This window comes from Rhizobium sp. ZX09 (assembly GCF_017357485.1).
In the GTDB taxonomy this organism is placed as follows: Bacteria; Pseudomonadota; Alphaproteobacteria; order Rhizobiales; family Rhizobiaceae; genus Agrobacterium; species Agrobacterium pusense.
In genome coordinates this window covers 2,495,053-2,520,602 of the sequence record NZ_CP031363.1, presented here as the reverse complement: position 1 = coordinate 2,520,602, position 25,550 = coordinate 2,495,053, and the positions used below count along the sequence as shown (strand labels likewise).

The 25,550-nt window shown below is 58.9% G+C and carries 27 protein-coding genes; 16 read left to right on the top strand and 11 right to left on the bottom strand.

The annotated features are described in order from the left end of the window. The first annotated feature begins 24 nt into the window (after positions 1-24). The 4 genes from ftsY to BTN45_RS12405 all read left to right on the top strand — a co-directional run bounded on the left by ftsY (position 25) and on the right by BTN45_RS12405 (position 4,011). Positions 25-1,461: a signal recognition particle-docking protein FtsY gene (gene ftsY / locus BTN45_RS12420; protein ID WP_207588114.1), complete on the top strand. Its 1,437-nt coding sequence runs from the start codon at positions 25-27 to the stop codon at positions 1,459-1,461. 2 nt (positions 1,462-1,463) lie between these two features. Continuing rightward, complete coding sequence (locus BTN45_RS12415) at positions 1,464-2,114, top strand: septation protein A (RefSeq protein WP_045533382.1); 651 nt, start codon at positions 1,464-1,466, stop codon at positions 2,112-2,114. Continuing rightward, positions 2,111-2,707, top strand: a complete 597-nt coding sequence (locus BTN45_RS12410; RefSeq protein WP_207588098.1) for a DUF2585 domain-containing protein — start codon at positions 2,111-2,113, stop codon at positions 2,705-2,707. Before BTN45_RS12415 ends, BTN45_RS12410 begins: the two co-directional genes overlap by 4 nt. 122 nt (positions 2,708-2,829) lie before the next feature. Then, a complete protein-coding gene (locus BTN45_RS12405; RefSeq protein ID WP_034500065.1) occupies positions 2,830-4,011 on the top strand; it encodes a GGDEF domain-containing protein in 1,182 nt (393 codons plus the stop codon). Between the two features lie 14 nt (positions 4,012-4,025). Here BTN45_RS12405 and BTN45_RS12400 read toward each other — a convergent pair whose 3' ends face one another. The 5 genes from BTN45_RS12400 to ccmA form a co-directional block, all read right to left on the bottom strand. Then, positions 4,026-4,631: a DsbE family thiol:disulfide interchange protein gene (locus BTN45_RS12400; protein WP_207588096.1), complete on the bottom strand. Its 606-nt coding sequence runs from the start codon at positions 4,629-4,631 to the stop codon at positions 4,026-4,028. Further along, the gene (ccmD, locus tag BTN45_RS12395) at positions 4,628-4,801 is read right to left on the bottom strand and encodes a heme exporter protein CcmD (RefSeq protein WP_004443917.1); all 174 of its coding nucleotides are present in this window, start codon (positions 4,799-4,801) and stop codon (positions 4,628-4,630) included. The genes BTN45_RS12400 and ccmD overlap by 4 nt, the downstream gene beginning before the upstream one ends. Positions 4,802-4,804: 3 nt before the next feature. Continuing rightward, entirely contained in the window at positions 4,805-5,566 is a 762-nt protein-coding gene (locus BTN45_RS12390; RefSeq protein ID WP_207588094.1) for a heme ABC transporter permease, read from the bottom strand. A gap of 74 nt (positions 5,567-5,640) precedes the next feature. Further along, on the bottom strand, positions 5,641-6,300 hold the full coding sequence (ccmB, locus tag BTN45_RS12385) for a heme exporter protein CcmB (RefSeq protein WP_113382023.1): 660 nt from the start codon (positions 6,298-6,300) through the stop codon (positions 5,641-5,643). A gap of 202 nt (positions 6,301-6,502) precedes the next feature. Then, a complete protein-coding gene (ccmA, locus tag BTN45_RS12380) occupies positions 6,503-7,144 on the bottom strand; it encodes a heme ABC exporter ATP-binding protein CcmA (protein ID WP_207588092.1) in 642 nt (213 codons plus the stop codon). Positions 7,145-7,413: 269 nt separating this feature from the next. Between ccmA and acnA the strand changes: the two genes are divergently transcribed. The 3 genes from acnA to BTN45_RS12365 all read left to right on the top strand — a co-directional run bounded on the left by acnA (position 7,414) and on the right by BTN45_RS12365 (position 11,796). After that, complete coding sequence (gene acnA, locus BTN45_RS12375) at positions 7,414-10,107, top strand: aconitate hydratase AcnA (protein ID WP_207588090.1); 2,694 nt, start codon at positions 7,414-7,416, stop codon at positions 10,105-10,107. 189 nt (positions 10,108-10,296) lie between these two features. Beyond that, positions 10,297-11,037, top strand: a complete 741-nt coding sequence (locus BTN45_RS12370) for a thioredoxin family protein (protein WP_072495153.1) — start codon at positions 10,297-10,299, stop codon at positions 11,035-11,037. A 366-nt stretch (positions 11,038-11,403) separates the two neighbouring features. Further along, a complete protein-coding gene (locus tag BTN45_RS12365) occupies positions 11,404-11,796 on the top strand; it encodes a DUF2794 domain-containing protein (RefSeq protein ID WP_004443903.1) in 393 nt (130 codons plus the stop codon). Between the two features lie 111 nt (positions 11,797-11,907). Here BTN45_RS12365 and BTN45_RS12360 read toward each other — a convergent pair whose 3' ends face one another. From BTN45_RS12360 to BTN45_RS12350, 3 genes are all read right to left on the bottom strand, one after another. After that, entirely contained in the window at positions 11,908-12,645 is a 738-nt protein-coding gene (locus BTN45_RS12360; RefSeq protein ID WP_006698258.1) for a Bax inhibitor-1/YccA family protein, read from the bottom strand. 218 nt (positions 12,646-12,863) lie between these two features. Continuing rightward, the gene (locus BTN45_RS12355; RefSeq protein ID WP_207588088.1) at positions 12,864-15,425 is read right to left on the bottom strand and encodes an ABC transporter permease; all 2,562 of its coding nucleotides are present in this window, start codon (positions 15,423-15,425) and stop codon (positions 12,864-12,866) included. Further along, on the bottom strand, positions 15,422-16,132 hold the full coding sequence (locus BTN45_RS12350) for an ABC transporter ATP-binding protein (RefSeq protein WP_207588086.1): 711 nt from the start codon (positions 16,130-16,132) through the stop codon (positions 15,422-15,424). Before BTN45_RS12350 ends, BTN45_RS12355 begins: the two co-directional genes overlap by 4 nt. Positions 16,133-16,223: 91 nt before the next feature. Here BTN45_RS12350 and BTN45_RS12345 point away from each other — a divergent pair, with 91 nt between their 5' ends. Continuing rightward, positions 16,224-16,874: an arylesterase gene (locus BTN45_RS12345; protein WP_207588084.1), complete on the top strand. Its 651-nt coding sequence runs from the start codon at positions 16,224-16,226 to the stop codon at positions 16,872-16,874. 68 nt (positions 16,875-16,942) lie between these two features. Beyond that, entirely contained in the window at positions 16,943-17,536 is a 594-nt protein-coding gene (gene thpR, locus BTN45_RS12340; protein WP_207588082.1) for an RNA 2',3'-cyclic phosphodiesterase, read from the top strand. Here thpR and BTN45_RS12335 read toward each other — a convergent pair. Beyond that, positions 17,470-17,946, bottom strand: coding sequence for a low molecular weight protein-tyrosine-phosphatase (locus tag BTN45_RS12335; RefSeq protein WP_207588072.1), 477 nt, complete (start codon positions 17,944-17,946; stop codon positions 17,470-17,472). The two genes, thpR and BTN45_RS12335, sit on opposite strands and share 67 nt — an antisense overlap. 58 nt (positions 17,947-18,004) lie before the next feature. On the opposite strand from BTN45_RS12335, the gene BTN45_RS12330 reads away from it, so the two are divergent. The 7 genes from BTN45_RS12330 (at position 18,005) to BTN45_RS12300 (ending at position 23,823) form a co-directional block, all read left to right on the top strand. Then, entirely contained in the window at positions 18,005-18,310 is a 306-nt protein-coding gene (locus BTN45_RS12330) for a 4a-hydroxytetrahydrobiopterin dehydratase (protein WP_004443891.1), read from the top strand. 51 nt (positions 18,311-18,361) lie between these two features. Further along, positions 18,362-18,742: a YkvA family protein gene (locus tag BTN45_RS12325; RefSeq protein WP_004443888.1), complete on the top strand. Its 381-nt coding sequence runs from the start codon at positions 18,362-18,364 to the stop codon at positions 18,740-18,742. A gap of 296 nt (positions 18,743-19,038) precedes the next feature. Next, entirely contained in the window at positions 19,039-19,542 is a 504-nt protein-coding gene (locus BTN45_RS12320; RefSeq protein WP_003523183.1) for an invasion associated locus B family protein, read from the top strand. Between the two features lie 266 nt (positions 19,543-19,808). After that, the gene (gene rlmN / locus BTN45_RS12315; RefSeq protein WP_077987047.1) at positions 19,809-20,981 is read left to right on the top strand and encodes a 23S rRNA (adenine(2503)-C(2))-methyltransferase RlmN; all 1,173 of its coding nucleotides are present in this window, start codon (positions 19,809-19,811) and stop codon (positions 20,979-20,981) included. A 108-nt stretch (positions 20,982-21,089) separates the two neighbouring features. Then, on the top strand, positions 21,090-22,043 hold the full coding sequence (locus BTN45_RS12310; RefSeq protein ID WP_004443882.1) for an ABC transporter substrate-binding protein: 954 nt from the start codon (positions 21,090-21,092) through the stop codon (positions 22,041-22,043). Positions 22,044-22,150: 107 nt separating this feature from the next. Further along, positions 22,151-23,032, top strand: coding sequence for an ABC transporter permease (locus BTN45_RS12305; protein ID WP_004443879.1), 882 nt, complete (start codon positions 22,151-22,153; stop codon positions 23,030-23,032). Further along, entirely contained in the window at positions 23,029-23,823 is a 795-nt protein-coding gene (locus BTN45_RS12300) for an ABC transporter ATP-binding protein (RefSeq protein ID WP_006698251.1), read from the top strand. The genes BTN45_RS12305 and BTN45_RS12300 overlap by 4 nt, the downstream gene beginning before the upstream one ends. A gap of 38 nt (positions 23,824-23,861) precedes the next feature. Here BTN45_RS12300 and BTN45_RS12295 read toward each other — a convergent pair whose 3' ends face one another. Continuing rightward, positions 23,862-24,509 carry a LysE family translocator gene (locus BTN45_RS12295; RefSeq protein WP_004443874.1) on the bottom strand — a complete coding sequence of 216 codons (648 nt, stop codon included), beginning with the start codon at positions 24,507-24,509 and terminating at the stop codon, positions 23,862-23,864. A 143-nt stretch (positions 24,510-24,652) separates the two neighbouring features. Beyond that, positions 24,653-25,507 (bottom strand): SDR family NAD(P)-dependent oxidoreductase, encoded by an 855-nt coding sequence (locus tag BTN45_RS12290; RefSeq protein ID WP_004443871.1) that lies wholly within the window; start codon positions 25,505-25,507, stop codon positions 24,653-24,655. Positions 25,508-25,550 lie beyond the last annotated feature (43 nt).

The following is a 25,550-nucleotide window of genomic DNA, read 5'->3' as shown; positions in this document are numbered from 1 at the left end:
AAGAAAAGAGACACGGGAACAACCATGGCCCTCGGCTTCATCAAAAAAGTCTTTTCGTTCGGCAAGGACAAGGCCGAAACGGAAGAGCGGCCACAAGAGAATGCTGCGCTTGAGCGCGGCAATGAAAACGCCTCTTTCGAAGCGGCGCTGAACGACGCCGAAGCGCATGATGCTGTCGACAAGGACCCTGTTTCCGAACTGGAGATGGAGACGGCCGGCGGCCCGGCCCCCGACGAGGCGGAAGATCTAGCTTCCTCCGGCGAGAATGAAGACGAGGACGCGCCGCTTCTTCCCGGTGCCGAGCTTTCTGGCGATATGGGCGTGGTGCCATTGTCGTTGCTGCAGGCGGAAGCCGCTGCCGAGGAGAAGGTCGAGCCGATTCCGGAGGCTGCCGACATCGTGCTTGATGCCGATGCGATGGATGCGCTGCTTGACGAGGCGGAAGCCGCGACAGCGCCTGAACCCATTGCGGTTCCACCAGCTCTGCCAAAGGGTTTTTCGTCCGCCAGTGAACGGCAGGAGCCTGCGCCTGCCGTAGCTGAGGTGAAACTGACGTGGTTCCAGCGCCTGCGAAACGGGCTTGCCCGCACGTCTTCGCAGCTAACCACACAGATTTCGGCGCTTTTCACCAAACGCAAGCTGGATGAAGATACGCTCGACGAGCTGGAAGACCTTCTCATCCAGTCCGATCTTGGTGTCGAGACCGCCATGCGCATCACCGGCGCCCTGTCTTCGGAGCGTTACGGCAAGGATGTGAGCGGTAAAGATGTGGCGCGCATTATGGCTGGTGAAATCACCAAGGTGCTGAAGCCTGTTGCCAGACCTTTGGAACTCGATCTCTCGCACAAGCCGCATGTCATTCTCGTGGTCGGCGTCAACGGTACGGGCAAGACGACGACCATCGGCAAGCTCGCCGCCAAGCTTTCTGGCTCGGGCCTCAAGGTGATGCTGGCGGCCGGCGATACTTTCCGCGCGGCAGCGATTGAGCAGTTGAAGATATGGGCCGACCGCACCGGCTCGGACTTCATCGGCACCAAGCTTGGGGCAGATGCCTCGGGTCTGGCTTACGATGCCTATGAGCAGGCGCGGGCGCAGAAAAGCGATGTGCTCATCATCGATACGGCGGGCCGTTTGCAGAACAAGACGGAACTGATGGCGGAACTGGAAAAGATCGTGCGCGTGCTCGGCAAGCTCGATCCGGATGCGCCGCACACCGTGTTGCAGACTCTGGACGCAACGACGGGCCAGAACGCCATGAACCAGGTGGAAATATTCCGCAATGTTGCGGGCGTTTCGGGCCTGATTATGACAAAATTGGATGGCACGGCGCGGGGCGGTATCCTCGTCGCCATCGCTGCAAAGCACAAGCTGCCGGTCTATTTCATCGGCGTGGGTGAAGGTGTTGACGATCTGGAGCCCTTCGAGGCGGAAGATTTCGCCAAGGCCATTGCGGGAGTTTGAGTATGGATATTGAAAGCAATTCCAAGGAAAGCGAAAAGATGGTGGCGGAAATCAGCCCGCTCCTGAAATTCGTGCTTGAGCTTGGCCCGCTCGTCGTTTTCTTTTTCGCCAATTCCCGCGGCGAATGGCTTGCCACCACTTTTCCGGTTCTAACAGAGTTCGGTGGCCCGATCTTCATCGCCACCGGCCTGTTCATGATCGCGACGGCGATTGCGCTCTCCGTTTCCTGGGTGCTGACGCGCAAGCTGCCGATCATGCCACTGATTTCAGGCATCGTGGTCTTCGTGTTCGGCGCTCTGACGTTGTGGTTGCAGAACGACACTTTCATCAAGATGAAGCCGACCATCGTCAACACGCTGTTTGGCGTCATCCTGCTGGGCGGCCTGTTCTTCGGGCAGTCGCTGCTCGGTTACGTCTTCAATTCCGCCTTCAAGCTTACGGATGAGGGCTGGCGCAAGCTGACGCTGCGCTGGGGTATCTTTTTCCTCTTTCTGGCGGTGCTGAACGAGGTTGTCTGGCGCATGTTCTCCACAGACGCCTGGGTGGCCTTCAAGGTCTGGGGCACCATGCCGATCACCATCATCTTCACCATGGCGCAGATGCCGCTTGTGATGCGCCATTCTGTCGAGCCGCTTGGCAAGGACGAAAAATGACAGTTGCGGAGATGCCGGCTTCCCGTTCGCGTTCGCTTAAATGGTTCGGCGTGGCCGCCGGGCTGCTTCTCCTGCAGATCATCATTCTCTACGCCATGGGCCGCATTCCGATTTGTGAATGCGGTTATGTTAAGCTGTTCGAGCCTGGTGTGAATACACCGGGCAACTCCCAGCACATCGCCGACTGGTACACCCCGTCACATATCATCCACGGCTTCCTGTTCTACTGGTTTGCGTGGCTGCTGTTCCGCAACAAGCCGCTTTCCATGCGGCTTTCCCTTGCGGTGCTGGTAGAGGCCGCGTGGGAAATTCTTGAAAATTCGCCCATCATCATCGATCGCTACCGAACCGCGACGATGGCGCTGGGGTATACGGGGGACAGCATTTTGAACTCTGCTATGGACACAGTGTTCATGGCGCTGGGTTTCCTGTTCGCTGCTCGAGTGCCGGTGTGGCTAACGGTGGTGGTCGCCATCTTCTTCGAGATATTCACTGGCTGGCTGATCCGCGATAATCTGACGCTCAACGTCGTCATGCTTGTCTGGCCTGTTGAAGCCATAAAGGAATGGCAGAACGCGCTCCCGCAAATGTGAACGGTGTTCGTCGACATTGCAGTCCGAACGGCCTTGGAATCGCGCGATATATGCAGGCTTTCTTAAGGGCATTGCGGTAACATCCGGATTCAAAGGCTCGTCTCTCCCTTCGGCAGAACCCATTGCAAGACAATTTCGCCTATCTTCTTCCCTTTATCATGCTGACATTCGGCGTGGTGTTTCTGTTCCTGCAGAGGACCGGGCAGGCTTCCGCCCGCTACTGGGGTATCGGATATCTTTCGGCGGCCTTTGCTTTTGCAACACCGCTGGTGCTTGGCGGGCTGCCTTTTGAAGTTCAGGCGATCCTTTCGAATCTGTTGTTCTTTTCCGCCTTCTTCCTCTATGGCCACGCGTTGCTCACCCATTTCGGGCGGCCGCTCTATACCAAGGCGCGCCTGTCGATCGTCGTGGTTGCGGTGTTGCTGGTCTCTTTCCATGTTTTCATCACCCCCGATCTGAAACGCGAACTCGTCATCGGCGATCTCGTTTGCGCCCTTTTGCTCGCGATCCCGGTCTGGCTCGTGCGAAAGCGCCCGGCTGCGCTTGCCGACAGGCTGATGGTGGGAATTGCCTGTCTCGTGGTGGTGGAGACGCTGGTGCGCATCGGCTTGCTGCTGGTGATGACGCCGGGAGGCTCGATGATCGAGCTCAGCGAGTTCTTCGAGTCGGATTATGCTTTCTACATGCAGCTTGCTGCGAGTATTTTTGGCTTCTTGCTCGCGCTTTCGGTGCTCGCGAGCCAGATTTCCGTCACCGTGGACCGGCATCAGCACGCGGCGGAGCATGACCCCCTGACGGACGTGCTGAACCGCCGTGGCTTCGACCGGCGTGTGCCCGACTTTCGCAATGATACGCCTGATGGCGCGGTGATTGCCTGCGACATAGACCATTTCAAGCGTATCAATGATGTCTACGGCCATGCGGCGGGAGATATCGTCCTCATCGGCCTTTCCGATCTTCTCACAAAAAATGCACCCGAGGATGCGCTGGTAGCGCGTTTCGGCGGCGAGGAATTCGTGGTGTTCCTGCCCGGTCAGACGGCTGCTGCGGCCAGCCAGCTTGCCAATGGCATGCGGACAGGCCTGTCGTCACTGGATTGGCGCAACCGGGGTGTGACCAGTCAGATCACGGCGAGCTTCGGTGTTTCGGCGGTCGCGAGGGGCGATCATTCCATTCACGACGCCATCAAGCGTGCTGATGACAGTCTTTATGCCGCAAAACGCGGCGGTCGCGATCAGGTGGTGCTGGAAGGCATGCGTCTGCCGGCGGAAGGCCCGCCTCTGAGGGTCGTTAACAAGGCGTGATGCCTTACGAGCGGTTATTTCCCGGCTGCGGCCGCAATGGCCGGTCGCAGGTCGCGCTCGACGCTGCGAGCATCGAAGGGGCCGACCTTTTTGTAAAGGATCGTGCCATCAGCGCCGACCAGGTAACTTTCGGGAATGCCATACACACCCCAGTCAATCGCCGCCTTGCCGCTGGGATCGATACCTATGGCAGCAAAGGGGTTGCCGAGCTCGCCGAGGAAGCGCAGGGCATTGTCCGGCTTGTCCTTGTAATTGATGCCGACGACAGTGATGCGGTCGTCTTTCGCCAGTTCCTGCAACAGCGGATGTTCCTGCCGGCAGGGAATGCACCAGGAAGCGAAGACATTGACCAGCGTCAGCTTGCCCCTGATGGCGGCATCCGTCAGTGCCGGCAGGTTCGAACCTTCCAGCGGCGGCAGCGACAGGGTCGGCGCCCTGGTACCGATCAGCGCTGACGGTATGGCGCTGACATCCAGTCCGTTGACATCCTGATCATATAGCATCTTGCCGGCAACGAGGGCAAAGCCGCCGAACAGCAGCAAGGGAAGAAGCGCCAGCGCGTAACGTGCGCGGCCAGACGACCTGGATTTTGATGTGTCATTCTGGTTAGTCTGCGTCATTTGCCGTCACCAGCGGAACCGGCTCTTGCCCTGCGGCGCACGCCGGATGCTTCGAGTTCCTTCAGTTCCCGCTTGCGTGCCTGGCCGTCAACGACGACCCAGGCGATGAGACAGAGAACGACAAGGCCGGTCGCCGCATAGGACATGCCGATATAAAAGGCGTGTGTCATCCCTCAACTCTCCCGGTTCGCCATGCGAGCGGCAAGCCGACGTTGCGCGGCCACGCGTCGGCGCCAGATTTCATTGCGCATGGCGGCGATATGCAGGGTGAAGAACAGCAACGTGAAACCGATGGCCATGGTCAGAAGCGGCCAGAGAAACTCCGCGTCGATGGCGGAACCGCCCATCCGGATGACGCTTGCCGGCTGATGCAACGTATTCCACCACTCGACCGAAAACTTGATGATCGGAATATTCACGAACCCGACGAGGATCAGCACCGCGCTGACGCGGGCGGCTCTGGATGGATCGTCCATGGCGCGATTGAGTGCGATGAGCCCGAGATACATCAGGAAAAGCACGAAAACGGAGGTCAGCCGCGCATCCCACACCCACCAGGTTCCCCACATAGGCTTGCCCCAGAGTGAGCCGGTGATAAGTGCGATGAGCGTGAAGGCTGCACCGATGGGGGCTGCCGCCTTGTGACTGACATCGGCCAGCGGGTGACGCCAGACGAGGGTGCCGATGGCGGAGACCGCCATGACGGAATAACACATCATCGCCAGCCATGCAGAAGGCACGTGCACATACATGATCCGCACAGTGTAGCCCTGCTGGTAATCTCCCTCTGAGCTGAAGGACATGTAGAGCCCGGCCGCCAGCACCAGCGCTGTCAAACCGGCGAGCCATGGCAGGATGCGTGCGGCCAGCGCCAGAAAGCGCGTGGGATTGGCGAGATCGCTGAACTTGGTGATGGTGAAGGTCTGCTCGTTCATGCCGTTTGTGTAACCCGAGAATGGCCGCCCCGCAATTGATCCCTGTCAACAGGGGGTCATCCATCGCGGTTTCATCAATCCATAACATTGCGCAGCGCCAAAGCGGCAAAGAAAGGGCCGGTCACGGCTGAAAATAACGTGATCGCGCACAAAATGAGAAGGGGCGGCAGGAAGGGGGCCGGGTCCTGCACTGCCGCGTAGGAAGCGCTGACACCGAAGATCAGCACCGGAATGGCGAGCGGCAGGACGAGGATGGAGACCAGAAGGCCGCCGCGTGGCAGGGCAACGGCGACCGCCGCCCCCACCGCGCCGATGAAGGTGATGGCGGGTGAGCCGACGAGAAGGGTGAGCATCACCGCGCCGATTGCCACCTCGTCCATGTTCATGAACAGGCCGAGAAGGGGTGATGCCAGCACCAAGGGCAGGCCCGTTGATACCCAGTGCGCCAGGCATTTGACGAAGACGGTCAGCACCAGTGGCGTTTCCTGCATCAGGATGAGATCGAGGGAGCCGTCGTCGCGTTCGGCCTGGAACAACCGGTCGAGGCCGAGAAGGGCGGACAGAAGTGCGCCGATCCAGACAATGGCCGGGCCGATACGAGCAAGCAGGTTGAGATCGGGTCCAACGCCGAAAGGGATGACGGCAACCACTGTCATGAAGAACAGGACGCCGATCAGCGCGCCGCCGCCGGCGCGGATGGAGAGTTTGAGATCGCGGAGGAAGAGGGCGGTCATTGGCGTGGCCTCGGTGGGTGTAGTTTACCCCCCTCTGTCCTGCCGGACATCTCCCCCTCAAGGGGGGAGATCAGCAGGAGGCACTTTCGCCGCTCTATCCGAAAACTTTGACGTAGGCGAAATCTCGCCGCAGATCGATCTCCCCCCTTGAGGGGGAGATGCCCGGCAGGGCAGAGGGGGGTAAGCCACGCGCACATCGCCATCACGCCCAAGCCTCCACGCCCGCGAACCCGTTCATCTGCAACTCCTGCGCCTTCTCCAGGCCCAAGGGCTGGTGGGTCGCGGCAAGAATGATGCCGCCTTTTCCCAAGTGACTTTTCACAAGATCGGTAAACATGTCGTCTGCCGCCCTGTCGAGCGCCGCAGTCGGTTCATCGAGAATCCATACCGGCCGCCATGCCACAAGGAGCTTTGCCATCGCGAAGCGGCGCTGTTGACCGGCGGACAGATAACCGAAAGGCAGGTGGGTAATGCCAGCAAGGCCGACACTCTCTGCCGCCTCGTCAATCGCTACGCCCGCCGCGCCATGAAAGTCTCCAAGGAAATCCTTCCAGAAGCGCAGGTTCTCGGAAACCGTCAGTTCCGTCTTCATCGCATTGCGATGGCCGAGATAGTGGCAAGCCTCTGACGGCCGCATTTCATCATCAACCCCTTCGCCGGCTATCTTTACACTGCCCTGTTCGGGTCGCAACAGACCGGCCACCGTGCGCAGCAGCGTCGATTTTCCTGAGCCGTTACGGCCGGTCAGCACCAGTGCCTCGCCGCCGCTTAACTTGAAGGAAATATTCATGAATATGAAATCTTCGCCGCGTCGCACGCCAAGATTTTCCGCCGTCAGATGCATGCTGCGGTTCCGATTAAAATTTGCCGTTCGATCATAAAAAAATCGATTAGCGTCGTGGAATGGTCTGGCACGTTTGTCTGAAATTATCTATATGGGTGTCAACACGCCAGCGGCCGGCGTGAACATCATCTTGCGCCGGACTTGACGATTGCGAGGAGCAATTTTCACGTGCGGACAGCGGAAATGGTCGTACCCGCATCCTGATGTGCATGAGTGCATAGGTGTCCGCACGAACGTGTTGGCTATCAGTGTAAGCGGGGTTTTTATCCATGCCCAAATCACTCGACAGTTTCAAATGTCGTTCCGTTCTTACCGTCGATGGTAAGGACTATGTCTATTTCAGCCTGCCCAAGGCTGAAGCCAATGGCCTGAAGGGCGTTTCCAAGCTGCCCTATTCCATGAAGGTCCTGCTCGAAAACCTCCTGCGTTTCGAGGACGGCCAGTCCGTTACCAAGGAACACATTCTGGCGGTTTCCGAATGGCTCAACAACAAGGGCCTCACCGAAAACGAAATCGCCTACCGCCCCGCCCGCGTTCTCATGCAGGACTTTACCGGCGTTCCTGCCGTGGTCGATCTTGCCGCGATGCGTGATGGTATCAAAGCGCGGGGTGGAGATCCCGAAAAGATCAATCCGCTGGTTCCTGTCGATCTCGTCATCGACCACTCCGTTATCGTTGACGAATTCGGTACGCCGAACGCTTTTGCCCGCAACGTCGAACTTGAATATGAGCGCAATGGCGAGCGTTACCGCTTCCTCAAGTGGGGCCAGCAGGCATTCAAGAACTTCCGCGTTGTTCCCCCCGGCACGGGCATCTGTCACCAGGTCAACCTGGAATATCTCGGCCAGACCGTCTGGACCAAGGAAGAGGACGGCGAGACCATCGCTTATCCGGATACCTGCGTCGGCACGGATAGCCACACGACCATGATCAACGGCCTCGGCGTTCTCGGCTGGGGCGTCGGCGGTATCGAGGCTGAAGCGGCCATGCTCGGCCAGCCCGTCTCCATGCTTCTGCCTGAGGTCATCGGCTTCAAGCTGACTGGCAAGGTCAAGGAGGGCGTCACCGCGACTGACCTCGTTCTGACCGTCGTGCAGATGCTGCGCAAGAAGGGCGTCGTCTCCAAGTTCGTCGAATTCTTCGGCCCCGGCCTTGATTCGATGTCTTTGGCCGACCGGGCGACCATCGGCAATATGGGCCCGGAATATGGCGCGACCTGCGGCTTCTTCCCGGTTGACAGCGAAACCATCAATTACCTGACGATGTCCGGCCGTGCAAAGGATCGTATTGCGCTCGTGGAAGCCTACTCCAAGGCCCAGGACATGTGGCGCACCGGCGACGGTTCCGATCTTGTCTTTACTGACACTCTCGAACTCGACCTCGGCGACGTCGTACCGTCCATGGCCGGCCCGAAGCGTCCGGAAGGCCGTCTGCCGCTCGAAACCATCGCGCCCAATTTCGCGACGGCTCTCGAAAACGACTACAAGAAGCCCGGCCAGCTTTCGAGCCGCTACGCGGTTGAAGGCGAGGACTTCGATCTTGGTCACGGCGATGTGGCAATTGCCGCCATCACCTCCTGCACCAACACGTCCAACCCCTCCGTCCTCATCGCTGCCGGCCTTCTCGCCCGTAACGCTGTCGCCAAGGGGCTGACCTCCAAGCCATGGGTGAAGACGTCGCTTGCACCTGGATCACAGGTGGTTGCCGAATATCTCGACAAGTCGGGCCTTCAAAAGGATCTCGATGCGATCGGTTTCAACCTCGTTGGCTTCGGCTGCACGACCTGCATCGGCAACTCCGGCCCGCTGCCGGCGCCGATCTCCAAGACGATCAACGACAAGGGCCTGATTGCGGCCGGCGTTCTCTCCGGTAACCGCAACTTCGAAGGCCGTATCTCGCCTGACGTGCAGGCGAACTATCTGGCCTCTCCGCCCCTCGTCGTCGCTTACGCTCTTGCCGGTACGGTCCAGAAGGATCTGACCAAGGAGCCGATCGGCAATGATAAGGATGGCAACCCGGTCTATCTCAAGGATATCTGGCCGACCTCGAAGGAAATTCAGGAGTTCATCCTGAAATACGTCACGCGCGAGCTTTACGAGACGAAGTACGCCGACGTCTTCAAGGGTGATGCCAACTGGCAGGCCGTTCAGGTGCCGCCGGGTCAGACCTATGCCTGGGACGACAACTCGACCTATGTCCAGAACCCACCCTACTTCGTGGGCATGGGCAAGACGGGCTCGGGTCTCAAGAACATCAAGGGCGCGCGCGTTCTCGGTCTCTTCGGCGACAAGATCACCACCGACCATATTTCTCCGGCCGGTTCGATCAAGGCGGCATCGCCTGCCGGTGCTTATCTCACCGAGCATGGTGTCGGCGTTGCCGACTTCAACCAGTACGGCACACGTCGTGGCAACCACGAAGTGATGATGCGCGGCACCTTCGCCAACATCCGCATCCGCAACCACATGCTCGGCCCGAACGGCAAGGAAGGTGGTTACACCATCCACTATCCGTCCAAGGAAGAGATGTCGATCTATGACGCGGCCATGAAGTACAAGGCTGAGGGCGTTCCGCTCGTCATCTTTGCAGGTGTCGAATATGGCAACGGCTCATCCCGTGACTGGGCGGCCAAGGGTACCAACCTGCTCGGCGTCAAGGCGGTTATCGCGCAGTCCTTTGAGCGTATTCACCGTTCGAACCTGGTCGGCATGGGCGTCGTGCCCTTCGTCTTTGAAGAGGGAACGTCCTGGGCGAGCCTCGACCTCAAAGGCGATGAAATCGTTGAGATCGACGGTCTCGAAGGCGAGATCAAGCCGCGTGAAAAGAAGATCGCCAAGATCACTTACAGCGACGGCACGGTGAAGGAAGTTCCGCTTCTTTGCCGTATCGATACGCTTGATGAAGTGATCTACATGAACAATGGCGGTATTCTGCAGACCGTTCTGCGCGATCTGGCTGCGTAAAGCTTCGACAATCGAAGGCGCCGGGAGCAATCCCGGCGTCTTTCCGTTTCAAGTCGCTTGTTTTGTGATTGTCGCTCACCCCTTCGTGACTTTCTATTGAAGGGCGTTAGACGTTATTTTCCGGTTTGCATCCCGGCGGGATTGATCGCATCAATTCGTCTGGATCTCTTCCGGACAAAGGTTTTTGTAATGCCGCTGAAATTCCCCCTGTCGATATGTCTTCTCGGCACGTTGCTCGTCACCTCCGCGCAGGCGCAGGAGGCGGTGAAGGGCGTCGTCGAATTGTTCACATCGCAGGGATGTGCATCCTGCCCCCCGGCGGATGAGGCCCTGCGCAAGATGATCCAGAAGGGCGACGTCGTCGGTCTCTCCTACCATGTCGATTATTGGAACTATCTCGGCTGGACGGATTCGCTCGCATCCAAGGAAAATACCGAACGGCAATACGGTTACATGCGTGCACTCGGCCGCAACGGGGTCTACACGCCGCAGGCCATTCTGAACGGCCGTGACCACGTCAAGGGCGCGGATGTGCGCGGGATTTATGACAGGCTCGACTCGTTCAAGCGTGAGGGCAAGGGATTGAACGTGCCCGTCTCGTCGAAATTTGCGGGTGACGAGGTGGAGATCGATATCGGTGCCGGCAGCGGCAAGGCCGATGTCGTCGTCGCATATTTTACCCGGGAGCAGACCGTGGATGTGCAGAAGGGTGAAAATCAGGGAAAAAAAATGTCCTACTGGCACAGCGTTTATGACGTGCAGACGGTCGGCATGTGGGACGGTTCGCCGATGACGGTAAAGCTGCCGGCGAGCGTGGTGGCCAAGGTAAAAAAGGGCGGCTGCGCCGTGCTGTTGCAAACGGCGAATGCAAGCGGTGATCCCGCGGCAATTGTCGGTGCAAGTATTTTATTGGGGAACGAAACGCCATAATCGCCGATCTGGCGATTGAAGATCCGGTCCGGGCACTGGGGGCTGGGGGTAAAGGGTCAATGCACCGGACCGGGTCATCTTGGTGCCTAGGCATCAATTGACAATGCGACTATTCCACCCAATTCAGGCCATGGTTTGACCGAAATACGGCAGGCGCCCGTAAAATGGGTGCCTAAATGGTTACCGTTTTTACCCTGCTTTTGCGCGGGACGGTTTGTCGGTGATGTTGGGGCAGATGCTCGTTGTCGCATTGTTTTTCTGCCTGCAGATCTGGTTCCTGTGAGCGCCGTAAGTCGACAACACTTGCAATTTCGAGCCGCCAAGCTCACATTGATCTGATGATTTGGGTGGAATCGGAGGTACTGGATGACCGATCAACCGGATGTGCAGCAGGCTCAAACCGCTTCACGCGACAGTTCCACCGTTATCGATCTCCGTGAGTACAAGAAGAACAAGGATCCATTGCCGGTGACCTTTCACCGCCGCGAGCTGGATGCGATTTTGCGAATTTATGGCCGCATGGTGGGAGAAGGGGAGTGGCGGGATTACGCCATCGATCATCTGAAGGAAAAAGCGGTGTTTTCCGTCTTTAAACGGTCGGGAGAAATGCCGCTCTACAGGATCGAAAAGAACCCCAGGCTTGCGGCGAAGCAGGGAGCTTACAGCGTCGTGAATGTGGATGGCCGCATTCTGAAGCGCGGCCACGAGCTGCCGCAAGTCCTCAAGGTTTTCGACAAGGTTTTGAAACTTATCGAATGAGCTCCAGTACGTCAGTCTCCTGCGACAGACGATCAGGCGCATTGAGCGAAATGAGGTAATAAAAAAGGCGACCCTGAGGTCGCCTTTCTTTTTTCCGTAAGACCCAATCCCTTAGTCGTCGCGGTTCCCGAGGAACTGCAGGAGGAAGGTGAAGAGGTTGATGAAGTCGAGATAGAGCGTCAGCGCACCCATGATGGCCTTGCGGCCGGCGACGGCAACATCGTCAGCATCGAAATACATTTCCTTGATCTTCTGGGTGTCGTAGGCGGTCAGGCCAGCGAAGATCAGCACGCCAATCGCGGAAATCGCGAACTGCAGCGCGGAGGATGCAAGGAAGATGTTGACGATCGAAGCGATGATCAGACCGAACAGGCCCATGATCAAGAACGAACCCATGCCAGACAGGTCTTTCTTGGTCGTGTAACCGTAAAGCGAGAGCGCACCGAACGAGGCCGCGGTCACGAAGAAGGTCTGCACGATGCTCTGGCCGGTGTAGACCAGGAAGATCGAGGAGAGCGAAACACCCATCAGCGCGGCGTAAACCCAGAAGGTCGTCTGCGCAGCGGAAACGCTCATGTTCTGGATGCGGAAGCTAAGGAAGAAGACCAGTGCCAGCGGCGCGAGCATCACGACCCAACGAAGCGGCGACGCAAAAAGCAGCTGCTGGACAGCCGGATTGGAAGCGGCGAGCGTATAAGTGCCGAACGCGGCAACGCCGGTGATGACCAGAGCCAGCGCCATAAGGTTGTAAACCTTGAGCATATAGGCGCGAAGACCTTCGTCGATCAGCGCACCAGACTGTGCACGCGTCTGCGCCATGCGGTTCTGGTAGTTATTAAAGTCAGCCATTGTTTCCTCTTTTGAGCTCCGTAATTGCTACGGTGTCGGGATACCTCCCGGGCGCCGCTGCGGAGCTTCAGCAAGCCTGCTCAAGAATATGATGGCAGAACGCGTTCGATACAAGGCCTTTTACCGTCGAAAAGACACCGTATGCGCGAAAAGCGCTCACGTTTTGGCGATCATTACAAAGAATTAATCGTTAAAGTTAAGCGGCGCACAACCGATGATCATTCGCCGGCCTGTCTGAGAACAGGCGCTGCCTTCTGCCCGAGAATCCGCCAGGTGCCGATGAGGCCGATGCCCACAGTCATCACAAGGGCGACGACAAGGGTTCCGATTGCCACATCCGGCAGGAAGCTGGAGGGTAGCTTCATGATGCGGGCGATCACGAACCATGCGGAGACACCGCCGGCGAAAAGCGCGAAGACGGCGGTGGCGAGACCGAGGATCATGTATTCATAGGAGAAGGCGCGTATGAGCAGGCTTCGCGTGCCGCCCAGCGTTTTCAGGATGACGGCGTCATGCGTACGGGCGCGATTGCCGGCCGCAAGCGCGCCGGCGAGAACCAGGACGGACGCAATGAGCGCAACGGCTGCGGCGGCGCGGATCGCGGTCGCGAGCTGGCCGACAAGCCGGTTGACGACGTCGAGCGCATCCTTCACGCGGACGCTGGTGATCGTGGGATAAGTATTGGTGACGGCACGCAATATGCGGCCTTCGTCGGCCGCAGTTGCGGAAGGATCGGCAAGTGTTGCCAGCCAGGCATGGGGCGCGCCGCGGAAAGTATTGGGCGAAAACACCATGACGAAGTTGATCGACAGGGATTCCCATTCGACATTGCGCAGATTGGCGATCTTCGCCGTAATGCTGCGGCCAAGCACGTTGACGGTGACGCTGTCGCCAATCTTCAGGCCCAGATCACCCGCCTCTTTCGCTGCGAAGGAGACCAGTGGTTCGCCGCTATAATCCGGTGCCCACCAGGCGCCCTCCGTCAGCTTGGCATTTTCAGGAATGTTTTCGGAATAGGTGATGCCGCGGTCACCACGCAGCACCCATCGCCCGGACGAGGGTACGTCCATTTTCGTTACGTCTTCTCCGTTGAGAGCGAGGATGCGGCCGCGCAGCATCGGCACTTCCGTCAGGGTGCCATGCGGCGCCTCCTGTTTGAGAAGATCGCGGAAGCCTTGCACTTCGCTGCCCTGAATATCGACGAAAAAGAAATTCGGCGCCTTCTCCGGCAGGCTGTCCGTTAGTTCGCGGCGCAGGTTGCCGTCGATCAGCGTCAGCGTCACGAGGAGGGTCAGGCCGAGGCCGAGAGAAAGAACCACCGAGGGGGTGAGTGCGCCCGGTCGGTGAATATTGCCGATCGCCAGTCTCAGCGCAGCCGAATGAACGCGCGGACTGCGCTTGGCGATGGCCTTTACCCCGGAGGCGACCAGCCGCAGCACTACAAAGGCAAAGGCAATGGCCGCGAGGAAGACCGAGGCTATGAAACGGTCTTCCGCCGAGAAGACAGCAAGGGCCGCAAGCGCCGCCAGAAGCACACCGGTCGCGGTCAGATAAGGCCAGGATGGCCAGCTTCCCTCCTCGAAACCCTGTTCGCGGAAGAGCGCCGTAGCCGGCACCTCGCGTGCCTGACCGAGTGGTACGATGGCGAAGGCGAGTGTCGTCAGGAGGCCGAACAGGGCGGCGAGACCGAGCGCGCCTGGATAAAAGGCAAGTTCTTCCGGCACTGGCAGCACGCCCTCCAGAAACCGCATGGCGATGAGTGGCGCAACGGCACCGACCATAAGCCCGATGACAATGCCGACGGCCGCTATGAAGGCGATCTGGAAGAGATAGGTCATGGTGACCACGGAGGCCGGCGCACCCAGGCATTTCAGCGAGGCGATGGTGGTGCGCTTGGAATCCAGAAATGCGCGAACGGCATTGGCGACGCCGACACCGCCGACGATCAGGGCAGTGAGGCCAACCAGCGTCAGAAACTGCGAGAACCTGTTGACGTTTTCGGTGAGCGACGGGGCAGCCCGGTCGCTGGTGCGGATCGACCAGCCGGCATCGGGAAACGCCTTGTTGGCTGCATCGGTCATTGCCGCCCGTGCTGCAGGGTCGTTCAGCTTGATCTTGTAGGCGTGTTCGACGAGACTGCCCGTCTGGACGAGACCAGAGGCGAAAAGGGCGTCGCGGCTGACCATCAGTCGAGGAGCAAAACCGAAACCGTCAGATAGGGCATCCGGCTCATCGATCACGGTGCCGTTCAGTTTCAACGTCACATTACCGAGCAGGATCTCATCGCCGACCTTGATTCCGAGCCGTTCCAGCAGAAGCGGCGCGGCAATCGCGCCATAGGTGTCGTCATTTCCGGCCAGAAGCTCGCTCAGCGGCCGGTTCGGCTCGGCCACGAACGTTCCATAGAGCGGGTAGGAGCCGTCAATGGCCTTTACTTCCGTCAGGGTCTGTTCTGAGCCATTGGCGAGGCGCGCCATGGAGCGTAGACCGGTGGAAACCGCGACGGTGCCGAGACTATCAAGGTAAGCGCGCTCTTCTGCCGTCACTTCCCTGTTGCGCAGCTCAAAACGCACGTCGCCTGCCAGTATGGACTGCCCCTCCGTGGCGATGGCGCTGGTGACCGCGCGCGAGACGGAATTGACGGCGGCGATGGCGCCGGTTCCAAGCGCGATGCAGGCGAGGAAGATGTAAAAGCCCCGCAGGCCGCCGCGAATTTCGCGCCGCGCGAGCCTTGCGGCGTTTCTGACATTTGCAAAAGACGGAAGAAAGATTCCGGTCATGCGGATACCGCCCGAGCCATCTGTGAGCGGGCGCTGTCGCCCTCGATTTCGCCGGAGCGGACCTTGATCTGCCGTGAGCATCGGGCCGCCAGCGAGGGATCATGGGTAACGAGGATCATCGTCATGCCGCGCTCGGCCTGTTTGGCAAACAGAAGATCGGCGATCTGTTTGCCCGTGTCGGTATCGAGGTTGCCGGTCGGTTCATCGGCTATCAATACGGCTGGCGACGGGGCGAGTGCGCGGGCGATGGCCACACGCTGCTGCTCGCCGCCGGAGAGCTGGCCGGGATAATGATTGAGGCGCTCGCCGAGACCGACAGCGACCAGTTCACGCTCGGCGATTTTGAACGGGTTCGGAACGTTTGCCAATTCCAGCGGCACTGCGACATTTTCCAGTGCGGTCATGTTGGCGATGAGGTGGAAGGACTGAAAAACGATGCCGATGTTGCGGCCGCGGAAATCCGCGAGCGCGTCCTCACCGAGCTCGTGCAGCGGCGTATCCGCAATGATGATTTCGCCGCTGTCGAGCCTCTCGAGCCCGGCAAGCACCATCAGAAGTGTCGACTTTCCCGATCCGGAGGGGCCGACGATGCCAACCGCCTCGCTCTCTCTGATTGAGAGATCGATGTTCTTGAGAACGTGGACGGAGGCGGCGGCACTGCCGAGCGTGAGGTCGGCTTTCTTCAGCTCTATGATGCTTTTCGTCACAATTCTCGTTCCTATATAGGGTGATGAAAACGGTCTGGCGGTCGATGCGGTCAGTATTTCAGGCAATGGGAACCAAGTTAGGAAAGCCGTGATGAGATTTAAAGCTGCCCTGTTTCACTTCATCGTCATTTTCGCCACCGCCCTTTCCGCCACTGCTGGCTTCGCCCAGGAGCGGACATTGCAGCTGGTTGGCCTCGGCGACAGCCTGATGGCCGGTTATCAGCTTCCCCCGACTGACAGCTATACCGCACAGCTTGAAGCTGCATTAAAGGCCAGGGGTATCAATGTCGCCATCGCCAACGCAGGTGTGTCCGGTGACACTTCCTCAGGCGGTCTGGCGCGGGCGGAATGGTCTGTTCCCGATGGCACTGACGGCGTCATTCTGGAACTGGGCGCCAACGACGCCCTGCGGGGAATTCCGCCGGAACAGACCGAAAAGAACCTCGACGCCATCATTTCCGGTTTTCAGAAGCGCAACATAGCCGTGTTGCTGGTCGGTATTATGGCGCCGCCAAATATGGGTGATGATTATGCAAAGCGCTTCAATCCGATATTCCCGAAGCTTGCGGAAAAATACAACCTGCCGTTTTATCCCTTCTTTCTGGATGGCGTGGTGACGGATGATGCGCTGAAGCTGGACGACAAGATGCACCCCAATACCAAGGGGGTGGCAGTGATGGTCGAAAAATCTTTGCCGGCTGTTGAAAGCTTCATCAAGACAATCGGTGCGCAAAAAAAATAAGCACTTGCGCCCGTCTGCATTGCGTGATTCGCTGTGCTTGTTCTGCCAAGAGATTCGGGGAGCTCGCCATGCCGAGACTGTTTACCGCCCTCGAAATTCCGCGCAATGCGGCGATGAGCCTCTCATTGTTGCGCGGTGGTCTGCCGGGAGCCCGGTGGATCGATGTGGAGAATTATCACATAACCCTGCGTTTTATCGGTGACATCGACGGTCGTACCGCCGATGAGGTCGTTGACAGGCTGGACCGGATAGACCGGCCGGAATTCCAGCTCAACCTCACCGGAATGGGCTCCTTCGGCTCCAAGAAGCCGCATTCCATCTGGGCTGGCGTTTCTCCCTCGCCCGAAATGCAGGCGCTGCAGGCGGAAATCGAGAGAATCTGCCAAAGGATCGGTCTCCCGCCCGATCCGCGCAAGTTCATGCCCCACGTCACGCTGGCGCGGTTGCGCTCCTCCCGCGTGGACGATGTGGTGCAGTATCTTTCCGGACGCGGCAACTTCCGCACCTCACCCTTTACGGTCGGGCGCTTTGTGCTGATGTCGTCGAAGGAATCGGTGGGTGGCGGGCCCTATATCGTCGAAGAGGTGTTTCCGCTTCACGAGGCGCGGTCCAGCTCGATCTTTTCGAGCAGCGATCTGCATCCCGCTAAAAGCATGTTGTAAACTGTGAGGAATCCGTCCTCGGCCCCGTAGTAGGGATCGGGGACGTTCTCGCGATGCCCGGCGGCATATTCCATGAAAAGATGGATTTTGTGGCGGTGCCTTTCGGAGCTCAATCGCAGCAGGTTCGCCAGATTGTTTTCGTCCATGGCGAATACCAGATCGAAGGTCTCGAAATCCGCCGCAGCGACCTGTCTCGCCCGTTGAAGTGAAATATCGATACCGTGCCGGCGCGCCATGGCGATGGATCGCGGATCGGGCGCGTCACCCCTGTGCCATCCGCCGGTGCCGGCGGAATCGACGGTAAGCTGATGAAGCGCTGCGCTGTCGGCAAGGTTCCTCAAAATCCCTTCGGCCAACGGTGAGCGGCAGATATTGCCCATGCAAACGAAGAGAATAGCTGTATGTTTCATGGAATATGCGTCGATCCGGTCGTTGAAGCGTTAATGGGTTTAAAGCGGAGGCAAATTCATGAAATATCCCAGACTCGAGCCCGATGCCATCCGGCAGGCCCTGCAGAAACTGGAGGGTTGGTCCCTGCGCGAAGACGGGGCGGCGATCGTCCGTTCCTTCAAGTTTTCCAGCTTTGCGGAAGCCTTCGGTTTCATGGCTGAATCCGCACTCGTCGCAGAGCGGCTCAATCATCATCCCGAATGGTCCAACGTCTATTCGCGGGTCAAGGTATGCCTCACGACCCATGATTCACAGGGTGTGACGGAGCGCGATTTTCTTCTGGCCGAGGCCATGCAGAAGGCCGCTGCCGGCCGAGGCAATTGAACGCTCCACCTTAAATCCCATATAATAGCCGTGACCGGAGGACCGTCGATCATGGATGATGTGAAAATCGGTGAAATTCTTCTACCGGGTGAAACCGACAGGCAGCGTGAGCGCGAAGAGGTTGTTCGGACCAGGTTCTGGCCGAAGCTGAAACGTGTCATGTCGAAAGTGCCGTTTGCCCGCGATGCGGCCGCGGCCTATTATTGCGCGATCGATCGCGACACGCCGCTGCGAGCCAAGGGTATCATCCTCGCTGCGCTGGCTTATTTCATTATGCCTTTTGATGCCGTGCCGGACATGCTGGCCGTCGTCGGTTTTACTGATGACATAGCCGTCATTACCGCAGCGCTCGCGATGATCCGCGCCAATATCAAGATGGAACATTACGACGCGGCGGACGCCATGTTGAAGCGGCAGCAGGAAGCCGGGTAACGCCTCTGTGATCTGCCCGTTCGGGCGCGCCCGACGGGCGACAAATTCTTGCCTGAATTTATGTGTCATACACACGGAGGAAGGGTGTTGCATGCCCTTCTCTTCAGGGCGTCGGGAGTCGCCAATCTGTAACACTGCAAGACGTTTCCGGCATTTTATGCATGTTGTTGACGGTTTGGTAACCGCTTCCCGACCACAATGAGAAAAGACGATCCGCACCTGAACGTGGCCGATCCAGACTCTGGGCTCGCCGATGCTTCGGGCCAATGGAAGACAATAACCCGGCAGGAAATTCTATGTTTGTAAGAAGTGTAGCAACCGCAGCGGCCATTTTGCTGACCAGCGTCGGCGTAGCATCTGCACAGTCGCCCACGCGCATCCAGCAGTTCAATGCTTGGGGTGCCTATTCGTACAAATCGGGCAACAGCACCGTCTGCTACGTTCTTTCCATTCCCACCGCCAAGGAACCGGCGAGCGTCGACCACGGCGATATATTCTTCATCGTCTCCCAGCGCCCGGGCCAGAACATCTCCTACGAGCCGCAGGCCATGGTAGGTTATCCGCTGAAGCAGGGTTCGAAGGTCAATGTGACGATCGACAACAAGAATTTCGTCATGTTCACCAAGGACAAGGCCGCCTGGGTTGAAAACGCTGCGGAAGAACCGGCTCTCGTGGCTGCCATGAAGGGCGGCAAGTCCATGACCGTCAAGGCAGTTTCCGGCCGTGGCACCGCGACCTCCTATTCCTATTCGCTGTCGGGTATTTCGGCTGCTCTCAAGCAGATCGAGAGCTGCAAGTAACGCTGACCCTTCATCGCGTTTGACAATGGCCGGTCCTCGACCGGCCATTTGCGTTTTTGCCAGTTTGATGCTAAAGGCGCGGCAATATTGACAGGCGGATGCGCGAAAAGTGCTCCGCCTTTGATTTTCTCGACATGCAGACGATTTTCCGCCTTCCCGACAGGCCGGTCGTGCGACGCATGGAACGATGGGATAACGTGATGTCCGTAATGCAAGCTCCTGCCGGTCTGGCAGTCAAAACCCCGCTGATCGCCAATAGCGATCTCATGTCCGGCAAGCCGTCGCTGATCGGCATGACCCGTGAGGAGATGGGTGAGGCGCTCGCGGAAATCGGTGTGCCGCAAAAGCAGGTGAAGATGCGCGTCAGCCAGTTGTGGAACTGGCTTTATGTGCGCGGCGTCTCCGATTTCGACAATATGACCAATGTCGCCAAGGAGCTTCGCGAGAAGCTGAAGGCGGCCTTCACCATCGCCCGACCTGAAATCGTCGAGGAGCAGATCTCCAATGACGGCACCCGCAAATGGCTGATGCGTTTTCCGCCGCGGGGCGCTGGTCGTCCCGTCGAGATCGAAACGGTTTATATTCCGGAAGAAGGGCGCGGCACGCTGTGCATTTCGAGCCAGGTGGGCTGTTCGCTGACCTGTTCTTTCTGTCACACCGGCACGCAGCGTCTGGTGCGCAACCTGACGGCCGAGGAAATCCTCTCGCAGCTGTTGCTGGCGCGTGATCGGCTCGGTGATTTCCCCGATGGTTCGACGCCGGTTGGCGCTTATGTGCCGAGCGAAGGCCGCAAGGTCTCCAACATCGTGATGATGGGCATGGGCGAGCCGCTCTACAATTTCGAGCATGTTAAGACCGCGCTTCTGATCGCCACCGATGGCGATGGCCTGTCGCTTTCCAAGCGCCGCGTTACACTCTCCACCTCGGGTGTGGTGCCGGAAATCTTCCGCACCGGCGATGAGATCGGCGTCATGCTGGCGATTTCGCTGCATGCGGTGCGTGATGAGTTGCGCGACATGCTGGTGCCCATCAACAAGAAATATCCTCTGAAGGAACTGATCGAAGCCTGCCGCAGATATCCGGGCCTCTCCAACGCCCGGCGCATCACCTTCGAATATGTGATGCTCAAGGACGTCAATGACAGCCTGGAAGACGCCAAGATGCTGGTGCAGCTTCTGAAGGGGGTTCCAGCCAAGATCAACCTCATTCCGTTCAACCCGTGGCCGGGCACGAATTACCAGTGCTCGGACTGGGCGCAGATCGAGAAGTTCGCCGATTTCATCAATCAGGCAGGTTATGCCTCGCCGATCCGCACGCCGCGCGGCCGCGATATCCTAGCGGCCTGTGGCCAGCTGAAGTCGGAATCCGAGCGCATGCGCAAGACCGAAAGGCTGGCTTTCGAGGCGATGATGATCGCCAACCACGGCGCAGACGACTGAATAAGCCGGTTTTGCCTCATAAAGCTGGGTTTCCGGCGGTTCTCCGATTGATTTCGGCCTGTCTTGTTCCTAAGAAGACGAAAACAGGGAACCAACAGGAGGATATCCATGCGCGCATTCATTCTGGCTCTCGCCGCTGCGAGCGCCATCGTTCTGCCGGCGAAGGCTGAAACCGTCACCGTTGCCGTGACCGCCATCGTCGAACATCCGGCACTCGATGCCGCCCGCGATGGCGTGAAGGCTGCCCTTGCCGAAGCGGGCTACAAGGAAGGTGAGAACCTCAAGTTCCTTTACGAATCCGCGCAGGGCAATCCCGGCACCGCAGCACAGATCGCGCGCCAGTTCGTTGGCGAGGCACCTGCTGTCATCGTGCCGATTTCCACGCCGTCTGCCCAGGCCGTCGTTGCCGCCACGCGCGACATTCCGGTTGTCTTCACGGCGGTTTCCGATCCGGTCGGCGCACAGCTCGTCAAGGATATGCAGAAGCCGGGCCGTAACGTCACCGGCCTTTCCGACATGTTGCCGGTCGGCGAACATCTGGCGCTCATCAAGGAAATCTCGCCGAACGCCAAGTCCATCGGCTTCATCTACAATTCGGCCGAGGCAAACTCCGTTTCGACACTCGCTCTCTTGAAGACCGAGGCCGAGAAGGCGGGTCTCAAGGTCGTTGAATCCGTCGCCACCAAGTCGGCTGAGGTGCAGGGTGCGACCCGTGCGCTGGTCGGCAAGGCCGACGTGATCTACGTTCCGACTGACAACACCATCGTTTCGGCTTTCGAGGCTGCTGCCGGTGTTGCGTCTGAAGCCAAGATCCCGCTTTATGCCGCCGATACGGATTCCGTTGCTCGCGGTGCGGTTGCTGCCCTCGGCTTCAACTATTTCGATGTTGGCAAGCAGACCGGTGCCGTCGTTGTCCGCATCCTCAAGGGTGAAAAGCCGGGCGATATTCCGGCAACCGTTGCGGTTGGCACCGATCTCGTGATCAACAAGAAGGCCGCTGAAAAAGCAGGCGTCACCTTCCCCGAAAGCGTTACGAAGCGCGCTACCAAGGTCATCGACTGAACCGAAACCTGACTGAATAACGGGCGGCGGCAAACTCGCCGCCCGTTTTACGTGGCACGAGACGGTGCCCGTATCCGCCCGATGGCGGCAATAACAAGGACATTACCGTGAGCCAAATCGCCTTCTGGGGTGCCGTGGAGCTGGGACTGGTCTTCGCTTTCGTGGCGATCGGCGTTTACCTCGCTTTCCGGGTGCTTGATTTTCCTGACCTGACCGTGGACGGTTCGTTTCCGCTTGGCGCTGCCGTGGCAGCCGTGCTGATCATCGCCGGTCTGAATGCCTGGGTCGCGACGGCGATTGCGATGGTGGCCGGTGCGGCTGCCGGCATCGTGACCGCCACACTCAATGTGCGTTTCAAGATTCTGAACCTGCTTGCCTCGATCCTGACGATGATCGCACTGTTTTCGGTCAACCTGCGCGTGATGGGAAAGCCGAATGTCGCGCTGCTCAATCAGGACACGATGATATCGCCGTTTTACGGCCTCGGCCTTTCTGAATATCTGGTGCGGCCGCTCTTCGTCGGCGCTTTGGTGCTGATTGCTGTCATTCTCGTCTGGCGTTTCCTTGAAAGCGATGCGGGTCTTGCCATGCGCGCGACGGGTGCCAATGCGCGGATGGCGCGGGCGCAGGGCGTGAAGACCGGTAGCCAGATCTATCTTGGCATGGCGCTTTCAAATGCGCTTGTGGCTCTTGGTGGTGCGCTGTTTGCCCAGACCAATGGTTTTGCGGATGTGACTTCCGGTGTCGGCACCATTGTTGTCGGGCTTGCGGCCGTCATCATCGGTGAAACCCTGTTTGGCGCGCGCGGCATCCTGATCGCGCTGATCGGCTGTGTCTTCGGCTCCATCGCCTATCGTCTCGCCATCCAGCTTGCTCTGTCAAGTGATGTGTTGGGTCTCAAGGCGTCCGATCTCAATTTCGTAACGGCGGTACTGGTGGCCATCGCATTGATCCTGCCCCGACTGCGCCGTGGGGGAGCAACATCGTGATTTCGCTTTCCGACATCCAGGTCGTCTTCGGGCGCGGCACGCCGCTGCAGAAGCAGGCGCTGTCCAAGATAGACCTCACCATTGAGGATGGCTCCTTCGTCACGGTCATCGGTTCCAATGGTGCGGGCAAATCCACACTTCTCGGTGTTCTGGCCGGCGATGTGCTGCCCACGGCAGGCAGGGTGATGATCGGTGGCGCCGATGTTACCCGCAAGCCGACCGCCAGCCGGGCGGGGCGGGTGGCACGCGTGTTTCAGGACCCGCTGGCGGGCAGCTGCGGCGCGCTTACCATCGAGGAAAACCTCGCGCTGGCGGCATCACGTGGTGAACGTCGCGGTCTTTTGCCCGCGCTCGGACGTGGCCGGCGGGATTTTTTCAAGGAGCGTATCGCTTCGCTCAATCTCGGTCTGGAAAATCGTCTGAAGGACCGCATGGACCTTCTGTCGGGCGGCCAGAGGCAGGCGGTCTCGCTCGTCATGGCGACACTAGCAGGCTCGGACGTGCTTCTATTGGACGAACATACGGCAGCGCTCGATCCCGGCATGGCGGAATTCGTGATGGAATTGACCCGCAAGGTGGTATCGGAGCGCAAGCTGACGACGCTGATGGTCACCCATTCCATGCGTCAGGCGCTGGACTATGGCACGCGCACGATCATGCTGCATGCTGGTGAGATCGTGCTCGACGTTTCCGGCGACAGCCGCAAGGATCTTGAGGTGGAGGATCTGATCGACATGTTCCGCAAGATACGCGGCCAGAAGCTCGATGACGATGAGTTGCTGATTGGTTGATTCTAAAAAAGGCGCCGTAAGGCGCCTTTTGTTTGCCGTCAGCGCGCCTGCGTGAAGAAAATCTTCACGGCGAAAAGCGAAAAGACGCCGGCGATCGTATAATCCAGTCCGCGCAGAATCTTCCGGTTGCGTTGCAGCCAGGCGGAGAGAACATCTGCGGCGATCACGATGCCGATGCCGATCGGCAGTGCGACGATGATTGACCAGATGCCGAGGAAAATCAGCTTGCCGGTCACATGCGGATCGGATGCGCTGACGAATTGCGGCAGGAAGGTCATGAAAAAGATGATGATCTTCGGGTTCAGCAGGTTGACCCAGATGCCGTTCAGCAGGGCGGATTTGAGGGAGGCCTGCGCTTTTTCGCCGGTGCCTTTGACCATCACGAAATCCGAGCCCTTGCGGATCGCCTGAATGGCGAGCCAGACAAGATAAGCGGCTCCGCCGGTCTTCAGGATCATGAAAGCCGTCGGCGAGGCCACGATGAGGGCGGCGACACCGAAGGCGACCAGCATCGTGTGCACGGTGATGCCGATATTGGTTCCTACCAGGGTCATGAAGCCCGCCGCCCGGCCTTCGCGCAGGGAGCGGCTGATCCAGAGCGTCATGTCCGGACCCGGTGTTACCGCCAGGAGAAGGATGGCGATGGTGAAGGCGATCAGTGTTGGCAGGCTTGGAACGAAATCCATCGCGGCACCCGTAAAGCTGGAGAGGGCCGTTGTTTAACGTGATTGCGGATTTCTGCCAATGTTTTTGAGTGGCGGCCCTAGCGCAGTGGTGGATTAAGCAGGGCGGGGCACCGCAATTTTCAGATCGCGGCGGCCCCTTGGCGTCAGTTCTTGAGAAAGCTGGTGAAGGCGGCGGAATATTCCGTGTGCCAGCGTGAGAGCGGCGGGCGGTTCTGGACGATATCATAGGCCGCCCAGAGAATGCGTTTCTCGTCCGTCGGGCGGTCAACCTCGCCATCCGGGCAGAGAATGTAGAAATCGCCCCGGCCGATGCTTTCGAGCATGAACTCGATGGTCTGTTCGCCGGTCCAGGCGCCTTCCGGTTTTTCCGTTCTGCCGTGGGCTGTAAGGCCCGTGAAGACGAAGCCGGGGATGAGGAGATGGGCGGAAACTCTACCATTTGGAACATTGCGCAACTCGTGTTGAAGCGCTTCCGTGAAGGTTTTGACGCCTGATTTCGAGACATTGTAGGCGGGATCGCCGGGAGGCGTGGTGATGCCCTGTTTCGAGCCGGTGTTGATGATGAGTGCCGGCTCACCATGGGCGATCATGCCCTGACCGAAGACACGGCTGCCATTCACAACGCCCATCAGATTGACGCTGATAATCTTTTCCCAGTTGGCCTGGGGACCGAAAATGGCGCTGCCAGGCTGGATGCCGGCATTGTTCATGAGGACGTGAACGCGCCCGAAACGCTGAATTACGGCGCGTTCCAGCGCCTCCAGCTCATCGAGTTTCGAGACGTCGGTCGGGATCGCAACGATTTGCGCCTCGCCGTCCCGGGCAAGTGCCAGAACGTCCGCATGCGCGGCGGCAAGTTTCTCGCCATCGAGATCGACGAGCACGACACTCATGCCGAAACCGGCGAATTTGCGGGCGGCGGCGAGTCCGATGCCAGAGGCCGCACCTGTTATGACGGCGACATTATCTTCCTTGAATGCGGGGTGGATGGTCGTCATAGGTTTCTCCTTCGCGTCGTTTCTGCTGTTTCCAGCGGTTTGC